General features: G+C 41.7%; 18 protein-coding genes. 6 read left to right on the plus strand and 12 right to left on the minus strand.

Annotated features, from left to right (window positions below):
- Positions 1-275: deoxyhypusine synthase family protein (locus tag ACR2F3_RS13065; RefSeq protein WP_432710415.1), on the minus strand; the 275-nt coding region annotated here is incomplete at its 3' end.
- Between the two features lie 114 nt (positions 276-389).
- On the opposite strand from ACR2F3_RS13065, the gene ACR2F3_RS13070 reads away from it, so the two are divergent.
- Positions 390-1520, plus strand: a complete 1131-nt coding sequence (locus ACR2F3_RS13070; protein ID WP_432710416.1) for a BamA/TamA family outer membrane protein — start codon at positions 390-392, stop codon at positions 1518-1520.
- 4 nt (positions 1521-1524) lie between these two features.
- Here the strand turns inward: ACR2F3_RS13070 and ACR2F3_RS13075 are convergent, their stop codons facing one another.
- A complete protein-coding gene (locus ACR2F3_RS13075; protein WP_432710417.1) occupies positions 1525-2307 on the minus strand; it encodes an O-methyltransferase in 783 nt (260 codons plus the stop codon).
- Between the two features lie 41 nt (positions 2308-2348).
- Between ACR2F3_RS13075 and ACR2F3_RS13080 the strand changes: the two genes are divergently transcribed.
- On the plus strand, positions 2349-3209 hold the full coding sequence (locus ACR2F3_RS13080) for a transglutaminase-like domain-containing protein (RefSeq protein ID WP_432710418.1): 861 nt from the start codon (positions 2349-2351) through the stop codon (positions 3207-3209).
- On the opposite strand, the gene ACR2F3_RS13085 is transcribed toward ACR2F3_RS13080, so the two are convergent.
- The 3 genes from ACR2F3_RS13085 to ACR2F3_RS13095 all read right to left on the minus strand — a co-directional run bounded on the left by ACR2F3_RS13085 (position 3206) and on the right by ACR2F3_RS13095 (position 5739).
- Entirely contained in the window at positions 3206-4120 is a 915-nt protein-coding gene (locus ACR2F3_RS13085) for an alpha/beta hydrolase (RefSeq protein WP_432710419.1), read from the minus strand. The genes ACR2F3_RS13080 and ACR2F3_RS13085 overlap by 4 nt on opposite strands.
- Positions 4107-5196 (minus strand): peptide chain release factor 2 gene (gene prfB, locus ACR2F3_RS13090; RefSeq protein WP_432710420.1). Its coding sequence is split into 2 segments (ribosomal slippage): positions 4107-5135 and positions 5137-5196, totalling 1089 coding nucleotides; the frame shifts between segments, so codons are not numbered across the junction. The genes ACR2F3_RS13085 and prfB overlap by 14 nt, the downstream gene beginning before the upstream one ends.
- A 33-nt stretch (positions 5197-5229) precedes the next feature.
- Positions 5230-5739, minus strand: a complete 510-nt coding sequence (locus ACR2F3_RS13095) for a hypothetical protein (protein WP_432710421.1) — start codon at positions 5737-5739, stop codon at positions 5230-5232.
- 187 nt (positions 5740-5926) lie between these two features.
- On the opposite strand from ACR2F3_RS13095, the gene pgi reads away from it, so the two are divergent.
- The 4 genes from pgi (at position 5927) to ACR2F3_RS13115 (ending at position 11673) form a co-directional block, all read left to right on the plus strand.
- The gene (gene pgi / locus ACR2F3_RS13100; protein ID WP_432710422.1) at positions 5927-7576 is read left to right on the plus strand and encodes a glucose-6-phosphate isomerase; all 1650 of its coding nucleotides are present in this window, start codon (positions 5927-5929) and stop codon (positions 7574-7576) included.
- Between the two features lie 41 nt (positions 7577-7617).
- Complete coding sequence (locus tag ACR2F3_RS13105; protein WP_432710423.1) at positions 7618-8931, plus strand: M16 family metallopeptidase; 1314 nt, start codon at positions 7618-7620, stop codon at positions 8929-8931.
- Positions 8932-8960: 29 nt separating this feature from the next.
- Complete coding sequence (locus ACR2F3_RS13110; protein WP_432710424.1) at positions 8961-11036, plus strand: M16 family metallopeptidase; 2076 nt, start codon at positions 8961-8963, stop codon at positions 11034-11036.
- 109 nt (positions 11037-11145) lie between these two features.
- Entirely contained in the window at positions 11146-11673 is a 528-nt protein-coding gene (locus ACR2F3_RS13115; protein WP_432710425.1) for a DUF4251 domain-containing protein, read from the plus strand.
- 4 nt (positions 11674-11677) lie between these two features.
- Here the strand turns inward: ACR2F3_RS13115 and ACR2F3_RS13120 are convergent, their stop codons facing one another.
- The 7 genes from ACR2F3_RS13120 to ACR2F3_RS13150 all read right to left on the minus strand — a co-directional run bounded on the left by ACR2F3_RS13120 (position 11678) and on the right by ACR2F3_RS13150 (position 18364).
- Entirely contained in the window at positions 11678-12757 is a 1080-nt protein-coding gene (locus tag ACR2F3_RS13120; protein WP_432710426.1) for a glutaminyl-peptide cyclotransferase, read from the minus strand.
- Complete coding sequence (locus tag ACR2F3_RS13125) at positions 12738-13100, minus strand: YraN family protein (RefSeq protein WP_432710427.1); 363 nt, start codon at positions 13098-13100, stop codon at positions 12738-12740. The genes ACR2F3_RS13120 and ACR2F3_RS13125 overlap by 20 nt, the downstream gene beginning before the upstream one ends.
- Complete coding sequence (dnaG, locus tag ACR2F3_RS13130; RefSeq protein ID WP_432710428.1) at positions 13101-15053, minus strand: DNA primase; 1953 nt, start codon at positions 15051-15053, stop codon at positions 13101-13103.
- A 14-nt stretch (positions 15054-15067) separates the two neighbouring features.
- The gene (locus ACR2F3_RS13135; protein ID WP_432710429.1) at positions 15068-15724 is read right to left on the minus strand and encodes an SGNH/GDSL hydrolase family protein; all 657 of its coding nucleotides are present in this window, start codon (positions 15722-15724) and stop codon (positions 15068-15070) included.
- A 63-nt stretch (positions 15725-15787) separates the two neighbouring features.
- Positions 15788-16723 carry a hypothetical protein gene (locus ACR2F3_RS13140; protein ID WP_432710430.1) on the minus strand — a complete coding sequence of 312 codons (936 nt, stop codon included), beginning with the start codon at positions 16721-16723 and terminating at the stop codon, positions 15788-15790.
- A 26-nt stretch (positions 16724-16749) separates the two neighbouring features.
- Entirely contained in the window at positions 16750-17934 is a 1185-nt protein-coding gene (locus ACR2F3_RS13145; protein WP_432710431.1) for a M20 metallopeptidase family protein, read from the minus strand.
- A complete protein-coding gene (locus ACR2F3_RS13150) occupies positions 17927-18364 on the minus strand; it encodes an SPOR domain-containing protein (RefSeq protein WP_432710432.1) in 438 nt (145 codons plus the stop codon). Before ACR2F3_RS13150 ends, ACR2F3_RS13145 begins: the two co-directional genes overlap by 8 nt.
- Positions 18365-18409: the final 45 nt, after the last annotated feature.

Below are 18409 nucleotides of genomic sequence, written 5' to 3' on the forward strand. Positions count from 1 at the left end.
ACCCTTTTATAATGTGAATGGGCCACAAGATTCATAATATCTTCTTCGAGGTTAGCGCCTGTACAAGAAATGATGGATACTTTATCGTGACGAATCATTTCCGCTAAAGAAATACGCAATTCTGCTGTACTCATCGCCCCAGCAAGGGTAATCATCATTTTTCCACCCTCATCTAAATGTGTTTCATTTCCTTTTGCAGCATCCATCATGGCTGCAGAATTGAAGTGAAGGTAATTACCCTCCATGAATTGTGAAATAGGTCCTCTTGTGCTCATCTTTTTATCTATAAAAGTCCAAAAATAGACAAATAATCTCAAATCAGACAAAATCCTGATAAACTCACAAAGAAACCTTTTATTTATATATATACTTCCTTTACATTTGAGCCGATGAAATATTTCCCGGCATTTTTCCTGCTCTTAATATGCAACCTCCACTCCTTTGGGCAAAAGAAGTTAATACAGCGTCTTTTGTCTAATGACGTTGACACTACACGAAGACCTAGCTTTATGCCAATACCGGTTGTTGGCTATAGCCAGGAAAATGGCTTTGAATTTGGAGCGGGCACGTTGTACTCCACATATCTCGATCCAACAGACCCCCTTAACCGTAGTTCCAACTTCTCCGCCTTAGCGTCCATCACTACTAAAAAACAATATAATGTATCACTGAAAAGTGATATCTATACCAAGGAAAACAAATACCACCTATTGGGTGAGCTAAAGTTCAAGAGAACACCATTTAATTTTTACGGAGTAGGAAATGAAACCCTGGAACGTGATGAGAATAGGGTATTAGAAGAAATGTTCAAAATTCAAATGGAAGCGGAAAAAGCATTGCTCCCTAACACCTATACAGGCATCTCAGTAGCATTTGAAAGATACCAATATACAGATCGGGCTGAAGGTGGCATCTTTTTTTCCGATCCTGACTTGGTGGACAGACAAGGTGGACCGGTGCTATTTATTGGTGTTTCACAAAGTTACGACACGCGGAATTCTAATAATTACCCGACAAAAGGTTTTTTCGGTAGGGTGAGCTATCAATATGCCCCTAACATGTTTTCAAAAAGCAACTACAGTGCCAGCCAGATCCGGGTAAAAATAAGTAACTTCTTCCCATTGGCTAACCGACTGGTGCTTGGGGTTAATGGTATATACTATACAGTGCAGGGAAAAAACACCCCATTCTACTTACTTCCACAACTCGGAAACGATGAAATGATGCGGGGTTATTACAGAGGCCGCTATCGAGATCAAAACCTTCTTACCGCTCAAACAGAACTCCGCTATCGGTTTAGCAATCGTTTCGGATTAGTTGGATTTGCAGGCACAGGCCGCGTTTATGAAAATGGTAACTTCTCTTTACAGGGATTGAAACCAAATTTCGGCGCTGGAGGCAGGTATTTCTATGATCCCGCAAAAGGCTTAAGCATCAGACTGGATTATGGTGTTGGTGGTATGGCACCCAACGAAAAACGACAGAGCGGCTTTTACATCAGTCTGGCTGAGGCTTTTTAAATTATTAATATTTCAGTTTAAAATGTTCCTTAGCTTGTCCTTTTTTGAAGTACACCAAGCCAATCCAGAATAAATCGACAGTAACCGTCACCTCCGGATGTGCCTTGATTTCCTCCCAGGCTTCTTTCATGCCTTTGCTCCAATAGATATCGTCAAAAATCAACAGCGAACCTTCATGCACTTTTGGCAAACACCACTTAAAATAGTTTAATGTAGCATCTTTACGGTGGTTTCCGTCTATATAAACGAAGTCCACTTTTTCCAGTTTTGCCAACACTTCAGGTAACAGCACATCGAAATTACCTACCTGTAATTCTACATTACCTAATTGAAGGTTTTTAAAATTCTGTGCAGCAACCGCAGCCGTTTGAGGGCAGCCTTCAATAGTTAATACATTTGCCTGCGGACAAGCTTTTGCCAGGTAGGCAGATGTTAAACCTAAACAGGTCCCCAATTCAATCACCAGCGCAGGCTGCGTGTCTTTTGCAAGTCGGTAAATCAACTGTGCCAAACGCGGGCTTTTCAGGGCATTCTTCGCAATTTGTTTGACTTTTTTGCTTCTGTTTTTATTAAGGTGAGATCCAGCGCCTAAGTCGGTAACATGTATTAATGCATCGTCATGATAAAGTTTTTTTCGTTGTTCCTCGATGGCTTTATATTCAGGTCTAAAGTTAAAATCGTAAATTACCTCGTCAGCAAGTTTATAAACAAATGGAGAGTGCGTCCCATGTCTGGTTTTAGCCGTAAAACGATGCCTTAGAAAATCTACAAAGAAATTAATATCCATAGCGGCAAAAATAGACAAACGCACTATTGTAATTGCATAATATGGAAAATAGTAAAGAAATAAGTGCTTTAGTAAAGCTCCTTGATGATACGGATCAGGAAGTTTTTCAACACGTAGAACAGCGTTTACTCGATTACGGCCCAGCCGCAATTGCCTTTTTAGAAACTGCATGGGAGCAATCGCTAGATGGTCTGTTACAGGAACGCATTGAAAATGTAGTTCACCGCATTCAGTTTAATTCCGTGAAAGAAGACCTCAGGTTGTGGCAACTTGGTGGTGCATTTGACTTGCTACAGGGGGCAATGATCATAAATCGACACCAATACCCAGATCTTGATGAACAAAAGTTGCTTAACCAGATTGACGAAATCAGAAGAGACATATGGATGGGCATGCAACATGAAATGAGCGCTATTGAAAAGATCAAGTTAATCAACCACGTCTTTTACAACCAGCACGGCTTCACTGGAAATGTAAAAAACCACCAGGATCCACAAAATTCCTATATCAGCCAGGTGCTGGAAAGCAAAAAAGGAAATCAAATTTCTTTAGCGATTATTTACGCCACAGTAGCGCAAAAACTTGATGTTCCTGTTTATGGGGTCAACCTGCCGCAGCATTTTATACTGGGTTACCTCGATGAGGCCAAGCTGGATCAGAATTATAGCGTATTATTTTATATCAATGCATTTAACAAAGGTGCCATTTTTGGAAAACACGATGTCGATCAGTTCCTCCGACAACTTAACCTCGAACCGCAGCCCGGGTATTATGCACCATGCAGTAATACGGAAATCATTGGTAGGGTTATACGCAACCTCATATCGGCCTACAGCCAACAGGGGTCCATTGAAAAAGTAGAAGAATTAAAGGAGTTGCAGGATGTTTTAGTTACGCCCTAGAGTAACTTATTCATCTGCATCCAATTTCGTAACCTTTCAAACCACTGGTCAGTGGTCGTTTTATTGTTTAAGCCAAAGCCATGCCCTCCACTTTGGTAAACATGTAGCTCTACAGGCACCTGATGCTCCACAAGACCCTGTGCGTATAATATGCTGTTTTGCACCGCTACACCTCCGTCATCAGCTGCATGCACAATAAAAGCTGGTGGAGTCTGTTTATTGATGTGTTTATCATTTGAGAAATACACCTTCTGCACATCCGAAGCTTCTTTACCCAACAAGTTATTTGACGTGCCCAAATGTGGGAAAGCCGATAAAGAAATTACCGGGTAAATGAGCAGCGAAAACGCCGGCCTTATATTAGCCGTTTGGTCACTAATTTTTGGTGCGTTGTACCTAACAGACAATGTAGACGCAAGATGACCACCTGCAGAGAATCCCATTACGCCTATTTTATCAGGGTTAATGCCCCAACGTTTGGCATTCTTCTGCAACAACGACATTGCTTGTTGCGCATCCTGCAAAGGCCCTGTCGACTTATCTTCCATAATCTGATCGTCGGGCAACCTATATTTTAACACAAAGGCCGCCACCCCAATGTTGGTAAACTCCTTTGCTACTTTATCACCTTCATGATTGATAGCCAGGATACCATAACCCCCACCGGGGCAAATCAATACTGCAGTGCCTGTAGCCTTGCCCTTTTCTGGTAAGTAAGCCGTTATCGTAGGCAATGAAACTTTACTCACCCTGATCACGCCGTCGTCGCCGGTAACCCAAAGTTCCTTATAATTTGCGGGTACAGGTTTTGCTCCCGGAATAGCTCCTTCATATAAAGGAATAACTTCTTGAGCCACCAAGGGCCCGGTGAATATCGCCAACAAGATCAGGGTAAGATTAAGTTTTGTCATTAAACTCCATTAAATAAGCTTTCAAAAATTCATTTAGTTCACCGTCTAGTACCCCCTGGGCATTAGAAGTTTCATAATTTGTTCTCAGGTCTTTCACTAATTTATAGGGGTGAAGCACGTAATTGCGAATCTGCGATCCCCACTCTATTTTCATTTTAGAACCTTCCACGGCCGCCGAAGCTTCCATTCGTTTACGCATTTCGGCTTCATACAACTGCGACTTTAATAAACGCATTGCATTCTCCTTATTTTGTAATTGGGAGCGCGACTCCTGATTTTTAATCACAATACCCGATGGCTTATGGTACAAACGAACAGCTGTTTCCACCTTATTTACATTTTGTCCACCGGCACCACCAGAACGGAACGTTTCAAACTCAATTTCCGAATCTTTAACCTCAATTTCAATCGTATCATCTACCAGTGGGTATACATATACCGAAGCAAAAGAAGTATGTCGACGTGCATTAGAGTCAAATGGAGAGATCCGCACCAGGCGGTGTACGCCATTTTCACCTTTAAGATAGCCGTAAGCGAAATCGCCGGTAAATTGTAGCGTAACAGATTTAACACCTGCCACCTCCCCTTCCTGGAAATCCTGCTCAGTTACCTTGTACCCGTTTTTCTCACCCCACATAATATACATCCGCATCAGCATGGCTGCCCAGTCGCAACTTTCTGTACCTCCTGCGCCAGCAGTAATTTGCATTACCGCATTCAGTTGGTCTTCCTTGCTGCTCAGCATATTCTTTAGCTCCAGGTTTTCTACTGCAGCCAAACATTTTTCATATTGCTCCTGCATTTCTTCAGCCGTGGCATCACCTGACTGCATAAATTCAAAAAGCACTTCGGTATCGTCAAGCTCACTTTTTACGGCCTGCCAGGCATCTGTCCAAACCTTTTTAGCATTCAGTGCGGCTAAATGCTTTTCCGCCTTTTTAGGATCATCCCAAAAATCCGGCTGCATGGTCATCTGCTGGGCCACATGAATATCCTCTAGTCGTGTTTCGACGTCAAAGATGCCTCCTCAGCGACGCTACTCTGTCCCTTAAATCCTGTATGTCTTCCTTAGTCATAACCACAAATATATAATAAATACGAAGTGCCTGTTAGAATAACCCTTTTAATTTATCTATCACTCCACCTGTCTTATCATCACCTCCGCCTTTGGTATCATCCTTTCCACCCAGCATATTAGTTAAGTCTGATAATTGAAACTTACTATCCGGGCCAGAAATCTGGCTCATGATATCCTGAATATCAAATGACTTGTCGTTTGGATCCTTTGTTTTGTTGGCAAACTTGGCCATCAGCATCGGTATAAACGACGCAGCAATAGATTTGGCACTGTCCATATTAACACCCATCGCAGCCAGTTTTGCCGTAAAACCACTGGATGCCTGTTGAACCACCGGGTTACCTGATGCCTCACTACCGCCTTTAAACATGCTGGCCAGTTCAGACACGTTACCCGAGGATACCTGCTTTTTCAAGGCATCAATGATTGATTCTGATGCTGCCGAAACAGCTTCTTCCTTGCGTTCATTTGGAATATCAGGGTTATTTACAATGGCATCCTGAGCGTTTTCTTTTACCAATTGATTTAATTTCTCTAACATGATCTTACTTATTTAAGTATATTAATTCTTGTCTAGGAAATGCAACAAATTCACGGCCAAATCTTAAAGTAAAAAACGACAGACCAACATTCATTCTTTAGGAAATATGATACATTTATCGGCGCAATTACAGACATTGATTTTAACAAATAAAATAAACCATTACATTTACACAAACACTATTTTTATGCTACCATCAATTAATTTCACAGAAACCGAGGCTTATAAATACCTGACCGATCATTATATAAATATTAACGAGAAAAGCCTTAAAGATCTTTTCAAAGAAGATCCACAACGTTTTGAAAAGTTTTCTGTCCTTTTCGATGACATACTGTTGGATTACTCCAAGAACAGAATTGATGATACCACCATAGCCCTTCTCGTACAATTGGCCAAGGAGTGCAAACTGGATGAGGCCATCAAAGCCATGTTCAGCGGAGAAATCATTAACCAGACTGAAGGCCGCCCCGTTTTGCACATCGCACTGAGGAACCAAAGTGATAAAAGCATCTTCGTTGATGGCAAAAATGTCATGGACGACGTGAACGCTGTACTGGCTAAAATGGAAAAATTTAGCCAGGCCATAATTTCGGGTGAATGGAAAGGCCATACTGGCAAAGCCATTACCGATGTGGTTAATATTGGAATCGGGGGCTCCGACCTGGGGCCGGTAATGGTAACTGAAGCCCTTAAAGCTTACAAAAACCACTTGAACCTTCATTTTGTTTCTAACATCGATGGTACACATATAGTGGAAACATTAAAAACCTTAAATCCGGAAACAACACTGTTTCTAGTAGCTTCAAAAACCTTTACAACTCAGGAAACCATGACCAACGCCAATTCGGCAAGAGAATGGTTTCTAAATAGTGGAGCAGAAACCACTGCTATTGCCAAACATTTTGCAGCATTGTCTACCAATGCGAAAGATGTAGCTGCTTTTGGAATTGATACCGAAAATATGTTTGAATTTTGGGACTGGGTTGGCGGCCGTTACTCGTTATGGAGCGCCATAGGTTTACCCATAGCACTAAGTATTGGGTTCGATAATTTCAAACAACTGTTAGCGGGCGCACATGCTGCTGATAATCATTTCGAAACAACACCTTTTGAAAGAAACATTCCTGTGATCATGGCGCTGGTGGGCATCTGGTACATTAACTTCTTTGATGCAGAAACACAGGCAATCTTACCTTACGACCAATATATGCACCGCTTTGCCGCCTACTTCCAACAAGGTGATATGGAAAGTAATGGTAAACATGTAGACAGGAATGGCGAAGAAGTTACCTATGAAACCGGCCCTATCATTTGGGGTGAGCCAGGAACCAACGGACAGCATGCCTTTTATCAGCTTATACACCAGGGTACCCGCCTGGTTCCCTGCGATTTTATTGCCCCTGCACAGAGTTTAAACCCAATCGGCGACCACCATCCTATTTTGTTATCAAATTTCTTCGCGCAGACTGAAGCCCTGATGAACGGAAAAACACTGGAACAGGTAAAGGAAGAATTGCAAAAAGAAGGAAAGCCGGAAAGTGAAATGGATAAGATCGCGCCTTTCAAAGTGTTTGAAGGAAACAGGCCAACCAACTCTATCTTGTTAAAGCGTGTAACACCATACACCCTGGGTAGTCTAATCGCAATATATGAGCATAAAATATTTGTACAGGGTATTATCTGGAATATTTTCAGCTTCGACCAATGGGGTGTTGAACTTGGCAAACAACTGGCTAAAAGCATTTTACCAGAACTTAAAGACGACCAACCAGTACAAAGCCATGATGCATCAACAAATGGATTGATCAATCAATATAAAAACTGGAAAAAATAGAGACCCGATTACTTCGTAACCACCAAATTCACCACAGATATATGAAAAAAACGCTCTTTTTAACAATGGTCATTTCAGGAATATTCCTGAATGCATTCGCCCAGCAGGTTAAATTTACCGAGTTCGACCTGGACAATGGCCTGCATGTTATTTTGCATCAGGATAAAACCGCACCTGTGGTGGCCGTGTCCGTGATGTACCATGTAGGCTCGAAAGACGAGGAAACAGAGAGAACTGGCTTTGCACATTTCTTTGAACACTTGCTTTTTGAAGGTAGTGAAAACATGAAGCGTGGGGAGTTTATGCAAATTGTGAGCAGCAATGGCGGCCAGAACAATGCTAATACTTCCCAGGATAGAACCTTTTACTACAACATTTTCCCATCCAATCAACTGGAGCTGGGTTTATGGCTGGAAAGTGAACGAATGCTTCATCCCAAGATTGATGAAGTAGGTGTAAAAACTCAGAATGAAGTGGTTAAAGAAGAGAAACGATTACGCGTTGATAATTCTCCTTATGGCAAATTTACAGAAAACATTTTCAAACACCTGTTTGACGGCCATCCTTATCGCTGGCAGCCAATTGGCGCTATGGAACACCTGGATGCCGCTAAATTGAATGAATTTCTAGCCTTCTTTAAAAAGTACTACGCCCCAAACAATGCCGTACTTACCATTGCCGGCGACATCGATGTGGCGAAAACAAAATCGCTGGTAAAAAAGTACTTTGACGAAGTACCTAAAGGTGACCCTGTGGTAAGACAGAAATACACCCTAAAGCCAATAGAAAAAGAGATTATTGACACCGCTTACGATGCAAATATCCAGATACCGGCCATCTTTGCCGCATACAGGGTTCCAGGCATGAAAAGCCGCGATAGCCAGATATTAGGCTTAATTAGTAACCTGCTCTCAGCAGGTGGAAGCTCCAGGTTAAGCACTAAAATGGTGGATGATAAGAAAACTGCGATACAGGTAGCTGCTTTCAATTATACCCTGGAAGATTACGGCGCATATATAACCCTGGCACTGCCAAACAACAACACACCGCTTAACGACCTGTTAAAAGATATCGACGAAGAGGTTGTCCGTTTGCAAACCGACTTAATCAGTGAAGCAGAATATACAAAACTTCAGAACCAGTTTGAGAATAGTTACATCAGCGCCAACAGTAGAATGATTGGCGTGGCCGAAAATCTCGCTAATGGGTATAGTTTTTACGACAAAAATACCAACGAAATTAATGAGCAATTAGACCAGATTAAAACCGTCACCAGGGAAGAAATCAGAGAAGTTGCACGCAAATACCTTAACAAAAACCAGCGTGTGGTACTTTACTATTTACCTAAGAAATAAGCTGATTTCCTCATCAAAAGAACTGTAAAATGAAAAAGATATTCTTATTTGCCCTGGCTACCGTTTGCATACAAGCGGCTTCAGCTCAAAAACTAGACAGAAGCGTTAGACCAACTCCCGGTCCGCCTCCTACCATCACATTTGCCGACCCGGTAACTTATAAACTACCTAATGGCATCACTGTACTTGTTGTAGAAAACCATAAACTACCGAAAGTCACCGCAACTTACAGCATTGATGCCGGCCCAATTACGGAAGGCGAAAAAGCTGGTGTTATCCAGTTAATGGGTGGCATGTTAAATGAAGGTACCACAACAAAAACTAAGGTACAGTTTGATGAAGCAGTAGATCAACTTGGTGCCAACATAGGCCTCAGTGCAAATGGTGGCAGTGTTTCTTCTCTCACACGATATTTTGACAAAGCATTTTTGTTAATGGCCGATGCCTTGAGAAACCCTGCTTTTCCCCAACCTTCCTTCGAAAAACTAAAATCACAAACCATCACTGGATTAAAATCCAGTGAGCGAAGTGCTAAAGACATCTCCCAGCGTGTAGTCAACGCCTTGTCTTTCGGTAAAACGCATCCAAATGGTGAATTTACGACTGAACAAAGTGTTAATTCTATTTCACTTGACGATGTAAAATCAGCCTATAAAAAGTATGTAACTCCGTCAAGGGGTTACCTCACCTTCGTTGGAGACATTAAGCCTGAAGCGGCAAAAGCATTAGCACTCAAAGCGTTTGGCGATTGGAAAGGCAATAACTTAACGCTACCAGTAATATCCAAGGTTACCAATCCCACAAAAACAGAAATCAATGTGGTCGACCTCCCTACTGCGGTACAATCAGAGATCACAGTAACCAACCTGGTTGACCTGCCAATGGGTAATCCTGATTACCATGCGGTACTGCTGGCTAACCAGATTTTAGGTGGTGGTTCTGATTCCAGGTTATTTAGAAACCTGCGTGAAAGACATGGATTCACTTATGGCGCCTATTCTTCAACAGGTGCCGGGCGTTTTCAAACCAAGTTTGAGGCCAATGCAGCAGTTAGAAATGAGAAAGTAGACAGCGCAGTAGTCGAATTTTTAAGAGAAATCAACAACATGCGCACAGTTAAAGTGAGTACAGAAGAGCTGCAGAACGCCAAAAACCTTTATAACGGATCTTTCGCCCTCGGCTTAGAAAACCCAGCGCGTATGGCATCCTTTGCCACCAACATCCTGATTAATAACCTGCCAAAGGACTTTTACCGTACTTACCTGCAAAAAATCAATGCAGTAACACCAGAGGATATCCTCCGTGTAAGCAAAAAATACTTCGGATATGACGACACCCGTATTGTTATCGTTGGAAAAGAGGAAGTGTTTCTACCGGGGTTAAAGAAACTAGGCTTTACGGTTAAAAAATACAACAACTATGCTGCACCAGTAACCGAAAACACCACCAGTAATGTAGCCGTTAATAAATCCCCACAGGAAATTATTGCAGCTTACCTAACGGCTATCGGCGGAGAAACTGAACTTAAAAAGGTAACTTCCTTATTGCAAAACGGCGACTTCGAAGTACAGGGCCAAAAATTAAATGCAACGATCAGGTATATGCACCCAAACCTGGAAAGTACTGAGATTTCCATGAATGGAACAACAGTGATGAAGCAGGCATTTAATGGCACCACTGGTTTTCAAAGTCAAATGGGCCAGAAAAAAGACATCAGTGGCGATGAATTAGCAAAAAAAAAAGCTAAAAAAGGGATATTTGAACAATTGTACTACAGTGGTAAAAAACTGGACTTAGGCGGTGTTGCTAAAGTAGGTGCGGCTGATGCTTACAAGATTATTGTTACAGATGACAATGGAAAAAAAGGAACTGAATATTACGATGTAAAATCGGGTCTTTTGCTAAAAGAAGAGAAAACAGCCAAAGTAAATGGAGCAGACATTACCCAAATCGCTGAATACAGCGATTACCGTAAAGAAGGCAATGTGATGATACCCCATAAGATTAATCAATCTGTGATTACCCCAATGGGCAATCAGGACTTTTCTATTACGGTTAAAGACGTCAAAGTAAATGCGGAAGTAAAAGCTGCAGACTTTAATTAAAGCTAGCACCTTCCTACTAAAAAGGGGTTGTTTCATCTAGGTGAAGTGACCCCTTTTTTTTAAACCTTTTGAATAAACAATTGTCTATATTCATATAAAAATGCAGCACATGAAAACATTTAGAAACATATTCGCCGTACTGTTAATTTTAACCGCATTGCCCGTGTTTGCCCAAACAGATAAAGCTACGACCGAAAGGCTCGTAAATGCACAGGACTTCGTATTTGTAGCCACCAGGGCTTTACCTTTATCCAGTCAGGATGTTTTTGCAGTAATGAGCAGCATGCCCAACCCCAACGCATCTGGTTCTATTGCATTAACAGGTGCTCAATATGACCTCAGGATCAAAAAAGACAGCGTGATAGCCTTTTTACCTTATTACGGACGTGCTTATCAAGCCTCAATGAATCCCGATGATTCCGGCATTAAATTTAAATCTAAAGATTTTAAATACGTTAAAAAAGAACGCAAAAAAGGCGGCTGGACCATCACTATTGAGCCTAATGATGTGAAGGACAACCAGCGTTTAACGCTTTATGTCTCAGAAAATGGTTATGGAACGCTTAACGTATTAAACAATAACAGGCAGTCGATTACTTTTAACGGATTTATCAGCGAACCTAAAGCTAAGAAATAAACGATTACTGCGGAACAAGGGTAATTTCAAACAACTTGCTAAACTTCTTTCCGGTAACAAACAGACGCTTGCCTTTGGCATCCCAGGCTATGCCATTTAAGACGTCTGTGTTTGGGTAACGATCTTGGGCGGGTAATATTCCGCTCAGGTCTATATAACTCAACACAGCGCCTGATTTTGGGTCTATGATGGCTATTTTATCCGATTGGTAGATGTTCGCGTATATCTTTCCATCAACATATTCCAGTTCATTAAGCTGAACAACCTGCCCCTGGTCATCGTACACCTCAATAACACCTTCTTCCTTGTAAGTATCTTTATTTAAAAACCAGAGTCTGTTGGTACCATCAGATTTTATCAGGTGTTTACCATCAAAGGCCAGCCCCCAACCTTCACGACTATTCTGGTAAGGAAAAGTACCTAACTGCTTAAAAGTTTTTGCGTCAAATACAAGCCCTTCATAATTCTCCCAGGTAAGCATAACAACCTTATCGCCTACTAATGAAGCACCTTCCCCGAAGTATTTCTCATCCAGGCCAACTTTTTGAATCACCTTACCGCTTTTAGGGTCCACCCACCTTAACGTCGATGCACCATTCTGGCCAGTACTTTCTAAAAAGAGGCCATTGTGGTATTCCAGTCCCTGGGTATAAGCGGCCGTATCATGCGGATAAGCATTCACCACTTTATAGCTGTATAAACTTGGTTTTAAAGCCGATTTTACTACAATGTTCATCGTAAGGGTGTCCTTACCACCATCATGATCCACTACGGCGGTAACCAGGCGGTAGCCTAAACCCAGGCTGTCTGTCTTTAACTGAAAAGGTGCGGTATCTTGGGTACTGCCTACTTCCTTTCCATCTACCAGGTAGGTAATGGAATTTACGTTGCTGCCGGCCGGCACATCCAGCTCCAGATTAACAGCTTCACCGCGTTTCAGCTCCTGCCCCTGGCCTGGCGATTTAAATTCGATTGCCGGGTTTTGATCTTTATCCTTACAGGAAAACAGAAAAACACTCAGGAAGAACAACAGTGAAAAAATGGTGGTTAATGTTTTAGGGGTACTAGCCTGGCCAAAATGCATCTTCTATATGATTAATTTTATACTTTGTATTACTATTCATGGTTACGGCGATCACATCGAAACGAATCTCTCCATGGTGTTGTGAGCGCTCAATGTATTCCAGAGAAGCGAATTCTAATTGTCGTTCTTTCTTATAATTAACGAACTCTTCCGGTTTTCCGTGCGTAACAGAACTTCTGGTTTTTACCTCAATAAAGATAAGCTTCCCATCATAATAAGCAATAAGGTCTATCTCTGCCTTTCCATAAAACCAGTTCTGGTTCAATATACGATAGCCCTTGTCCTCCAGATAATGTCGGGCAAGGTCTTCACCATAACGTCCCAGCTCATTATGCGCTGCCACCTACTTGACAATTACAGAACCTAGAAACTTCGAAATCTCCTTTTCCACATTTTTAATAAAACTATACCGTTGCATCAGAATTTCCTGATTCACGGCATCGTTTTCTTCCTTTATTTCGTTTAACAAGTTTAATAAAATACGGTCAACTTTCCTTTTTTTAAGGTGAAATATTCCCCCCAGAATAGTTGCTTTCAAGTTCATCGTTTCGTCCCGAACGTAAATCTGGTGTTTATTGTACCAGTTTTCACTCAGCGCATAAGGCGAAGTAGACAGCGTAATCGCCAGGTCGGCAACTTCCCGGTCCTGGTTTTTAATAAACTGGTTTGCAGTAGGCAATTTCCCACTTTCAATCTCCTGTTTATAATAGGATATGATCTTATCACAAACCGCATCTTCAAAAGTCACATCGGCAAGGTTCTGCATAATAAAAGAACCAATATACATGTTATCAATTTTATCCCAGCTCACCAGTTCATGACCAAAGGTTAACAACAAGCGTACAATTTCACGTTCCTGTAATTCGTCAGAAACCGAAGAACGCCCAACGGTGTCACCCGGTGTGGCCTGGTCGTCAAACAAATTATCAGGCGGCCCATCAGGTGGTTGCTGTGAAGAAAAAGAGGAAGATGGCGGAGCCATTTTCTTCAGCTTCCCGGCATGTATTTTATTGAGTTCCGAAATCAGGATCCGCTCTTCCACTTCCAGTAAGTGACTGCATTCCCTGATAAAAACGGAAGCCTTAATGTTATCGGGTATCTTGGCGATACTTTCTACGATGTCCCTGATAATGCCGGCCCTTTTTATCGGGTCCCTACCAGCTTCCTTTAAAAGCGTAGTAGCCTTGTAAAGAATGAAATCCTTACGGTTATTCTCAATGTATATTTTGAAGGCGCCTGCGCCAACTTTATGCATGTAAGAATCCGGGTCATGGCCGTCAGGAAAGTTTACCACTTTCACATTCAGTCCTTCCTCCAGAATCATGTCCAGCCCCCTTAATGAGGCCTTTATACCTGCGGCATCACCATCATAGAGAATGGTTACGTTTTGAGTAAAACGGCCAATCAATCTGATTTGCTCAGTAGTTAGTGAAGTACCCGATGAGGCCACCACATTCTCTACACCGGCCTGGTGTACAGATAATACGTCGGCATAACCTTCAACCAGGTAACAGTTATCCGCTTCCCTGATGGCTTTCTTGGCATGAAACAAACCATAGAGCACATTCGACTTATGGTAAATCTCACTCTCCGGAGAGTTAACATATTTAGGAACATTCTTATCAGTCTTTAACGTTCTGCCACCAAAACCGATTACACGCCCGGTAAAGTTATGAATAGGGAACATCACCCGTCCCCTGAACCGGTCGTAAAGCTTACCTTTATCATTCCTGATGGAAAGACCCGTTCGCTCCAGGTTTTCTTCCTTATAACCGCTGGTAATGGCCTTAGTTGTTAAAGCATCCCAAACATCCGGAGAATAGCCCAGGTCAAACTTCTTGATGATGTCTTCCCTAAAGCCACGTTCCTTAAAATAACTCAGGCCTATGGCCCTGCCATCGGCACCGGTCCACAGTTCATTGGCAAAAAAGGAAGCCGCAAACTGCGAAACAATGTACAAAGTTTCTCTGGCGTTTTGGGCCTCGATCTGCTGTGTACTTTGTACTGTCTCTTCAACCTCAATATGGTATTTCTGGGCCAGAAACTTCAACGCTTCCGGATAAGAATACTTTTCATGGTCCATAATAAAATGGACCGCATCGCCCCCTTTACCACAACCAAAACATTTATAAATGCCCTTGGTTACCGAAACATGGAAGGAAGGTGTTTTTTCGTTATGAAAGGGACAATTACCAATTAAACTGGTTCCACGTTTCTTTAACGCCACAAAATCACCTACTACCTCCTCAATGCGGGCAGTATCCATAATTTTGTTAATCGTATCGTGGTTAATCATCGTTTATATCCTTTTTATTTGATTAAAGGTAACAGCTGTGCCGCTACCAATTGATTGCCTTTATCGTTCAGGTGAACGCCATCTGTGGTCAGAATACTTTTTGCCACGTTCTGTGGATTATTGGCCAGATTGTAAGCCGTAAATAAACTTCTTAAATCAACCAGAGGCAGGTTATGTTCAGCTGCAAGTTTTCTAATCTCCCCAGCATATTTATCAAGATCCTGATCCATTTCATTAGCACCATTTTTCTTTTCACCAATTACTGCCGGGGTACATAAAATGATCTTGGCTCCTGAGGCACTAATCTTTTTAATCAGCGCCTGATAAAATTTAACAAATTTGTTTTGATCTGTACCCGTTCCCGACGATTGTTTATGCCATACATCATTTACACCCACATAGATCACCACCACATCAGGATTTTTACTTAATACATCATCCTCAAGGCGTAAATACAAATCATATACCTTATTGCCACCAATACCAGCACCAACCAGGGAATATTTCGTCGAGTCCAGTGTCTTTTTAATTATGGAGACATAGCCGCCGGCCTGTACGCCCATCTCGGTAATGGAGTCTCCGAAAAACAGTATTTTTTTTGGTTTAGGCACCATAGAAGTAAATAATAATACAAATAATAAAGCGGGTAATAGTTTGGCGTAAGGTTTCATGTTCAGGTTAATTTTTTAGGAATAATTTTTATCAACACTAAAGTTAAACAAATTTATGAAGCCCTACTCTATCTTATAATTCTTATGCAGGATAAGCACACTGGCTCTTTCCTCCTTCTTTAAGGGCACATTCCAGTCGCCCTGGTAAGAGATTTTAGAAGGCAGTTTTTCATCACCAAAATAACTCATTTCAATATTCATCTGCACATCAAAGTTGAACAGCAGGTTACTGTATTTCATGTCTACATAACGCCCCAGAATTTCGAAATTTCGCTTATCAAAAATAGTCGTCAGTTCTTTAATCATCAGGCCATCTTTGGTCCAGCTGCTTAAATCAGGTTTTACCAAAACCTTAAATTTATACACTGGAATGGAATCGAGGTAAGTAGAACTGAAGAAACTATAATCATAATACTGGCGCATGTTCGGGGTAAAGATTTCCGTTTTGTTGCCAATAAAAGGCAATCCTTTAACAGGCCTTCCCGGCGAAAAGATCAAGGTTTTCAGCTTGTCTTTATAGCTGCCAATGGAACCTTTATCCCCTGCCTTCCCCGCAAATGCAGCGTCAGAAAATTCAGACTTATAGGCATTGAGAAAGATATAATCAAACATTTCCAGCGTATATAACTGGTATTTGCCATTTTTCTTATAAATTTTTCCTTCGTCTTCTTTAGCCAGGTACACCATCTTTGGAGCCTTCTGGTTATGTTGTATTCTGCGGTAGATCCGGCCATTCACCTTATTTTTCTTATCGTAGGTAAAAACGCGGTTCTCGGCTATAAAGCCAAAGCGTTTCATTTGCTGGAAAGCCCGGTAAAAACTGGTGTCAGATACCACCGCATCAATAAATGTTTCTACACTTAACCTGCGGGCAGTAATATTTACCGTGGTATCGAGGGTAATTGTTTTGATGGTATCCGGATTATAGCGTTTAATCTCCTGGGCAAAACCACTAAAGAAAAAAGGCAATAACAAGGCAAGCAGAAGTATTTTCTTCATGGTCATATAGGAGAAAGAACGTTTATTTAGTTTCCTAATTGTTTTACGGCAAGATAAGCCATTAAACCAGTAGAGATTTTAAGGGCATCTTCATCAATATTAAATTTTGGCGTATGTACAGAATGGGTAGTTCCCTTTGCTGCATTACCGGTTCCCAACCTGTAAAAACAAGCGTCAGTTACCTGCGAATAATAAGCGAAATCTTCTGCGGCCATCCAGATATCAAGGTCTACCACATTTTCTTTCCCTAAATACACCTCGGCATCTGCACGTGACTGGGCGGTTAATACAGGTTCATTGATCAGAAAAGGATATCCCTTTTCAATGCGGAATTCACAACTTCCACCCATGCTCTCTGCAATACCTTCAGCCATTTTTTTCATCAGTCGTTTAGCTTCCGCGCGCCAATCCTCGTCAAGCGTTCTTAACGTTCCTTCCAGCTTCACTTCATTAGGAATAATGTTCGTTGCGCCCATTGCCATTACCTTACCAAAAGACAATACTGTTGGTATACGGGGGTCGGCATTGCGACTTACAATTTGCTGTAAAGCGATGATGATATGCGAAGCGATCAATACCGGATCAATGTTCTGGTGAGGCTGCGCGCCATGACCTCCTTTTCCGGTTACGGTAACATATAATTCATCAGTTGAAGCCATATATATTCCAGAACGGAAGCCTACTTTACCCGACTCAATTAAAGGCATAACATGCTGCCCAAGGATATGTGACGGTTTAGGATTTTCCAATACCCCTTCTTTAATCAGGATGCTGGCCCCTCCAGGAAGTAGTTCTTCACCTGGTTGAAAAATAAATTTAATCGTACCTGCAAATTCTGCTTTCAATTTCGATAAAATGTAGGCAGTACCTAAAAGCGAAGCGCTATGCACATCATGTCCACAGGCGTGCATTACTCCTTCGTTTTTTGATTTATAGGGAACCTCATTGGCTTCCACAATTGGCAGGGCATCCATATCAGCACGTAAAGCAATCACCTGGTCTGATGGCAAATCTCCTTTTAACAATCCTACAACTCCTGTATTGGCCATCACCTCAAAAGGGATGCCCCAGCTGGTAAGTTTCTGCTGGATGAAAGCAGAAGTTTCAAATTCCTTAAATGAAAGTTCTGGATGGGCGTGTATATGTCGACGTAAAGCAACTACCTCTTCGAAAATGTCGGCTGCTAATTGTTGAATCTTTTCTTTAATCATAATTTTCCTCTAGCGCAGGTGCGTTGATTTTCTCTCTGAAAATAAAAAGGGTAGGAAACATCGGCTTTAATTCATTCATTAACCGTTGTGCTTCCAGGCGTGTTCTAAAATCGCCAACACGAAGGTAATAATTCGGCTCTTTATAGGTGATGTAAGTATTTAACTTAGGGTACATGGCCTTGAAACGTGACTGCTCCTGAAAGGTTTCCCGCCTGTCAGATCCGTAAAAAATCTGTACCCGGTAACCTACCTGTGCCACAATGGGCCCGTTAGGCTTTATGGTAGGTGCAGCCGCCTTTTTACTTAACTCCAACCGCTTGTTAATTAAACTATCTATCAGCGGGCTCTTGATAACAGTCACTTTTCCCCTGGTTTGTGCCAGTGCAGAAAAACAGCTAATACAAATTAAACAGGTAATAATGATCTTCATGAAAGAGTATAAAAAAAGAATGCCGAATTTCTTACAAAACTCGGC

It is taken from the genome of Pedobacter sp. (assembly GCF_045627485.1).
GTDB lineage: Bacteria > Bacteroidota > Bacteroidia > Sphingobacteriales > Sphingobacteriaceae > Pedobacter.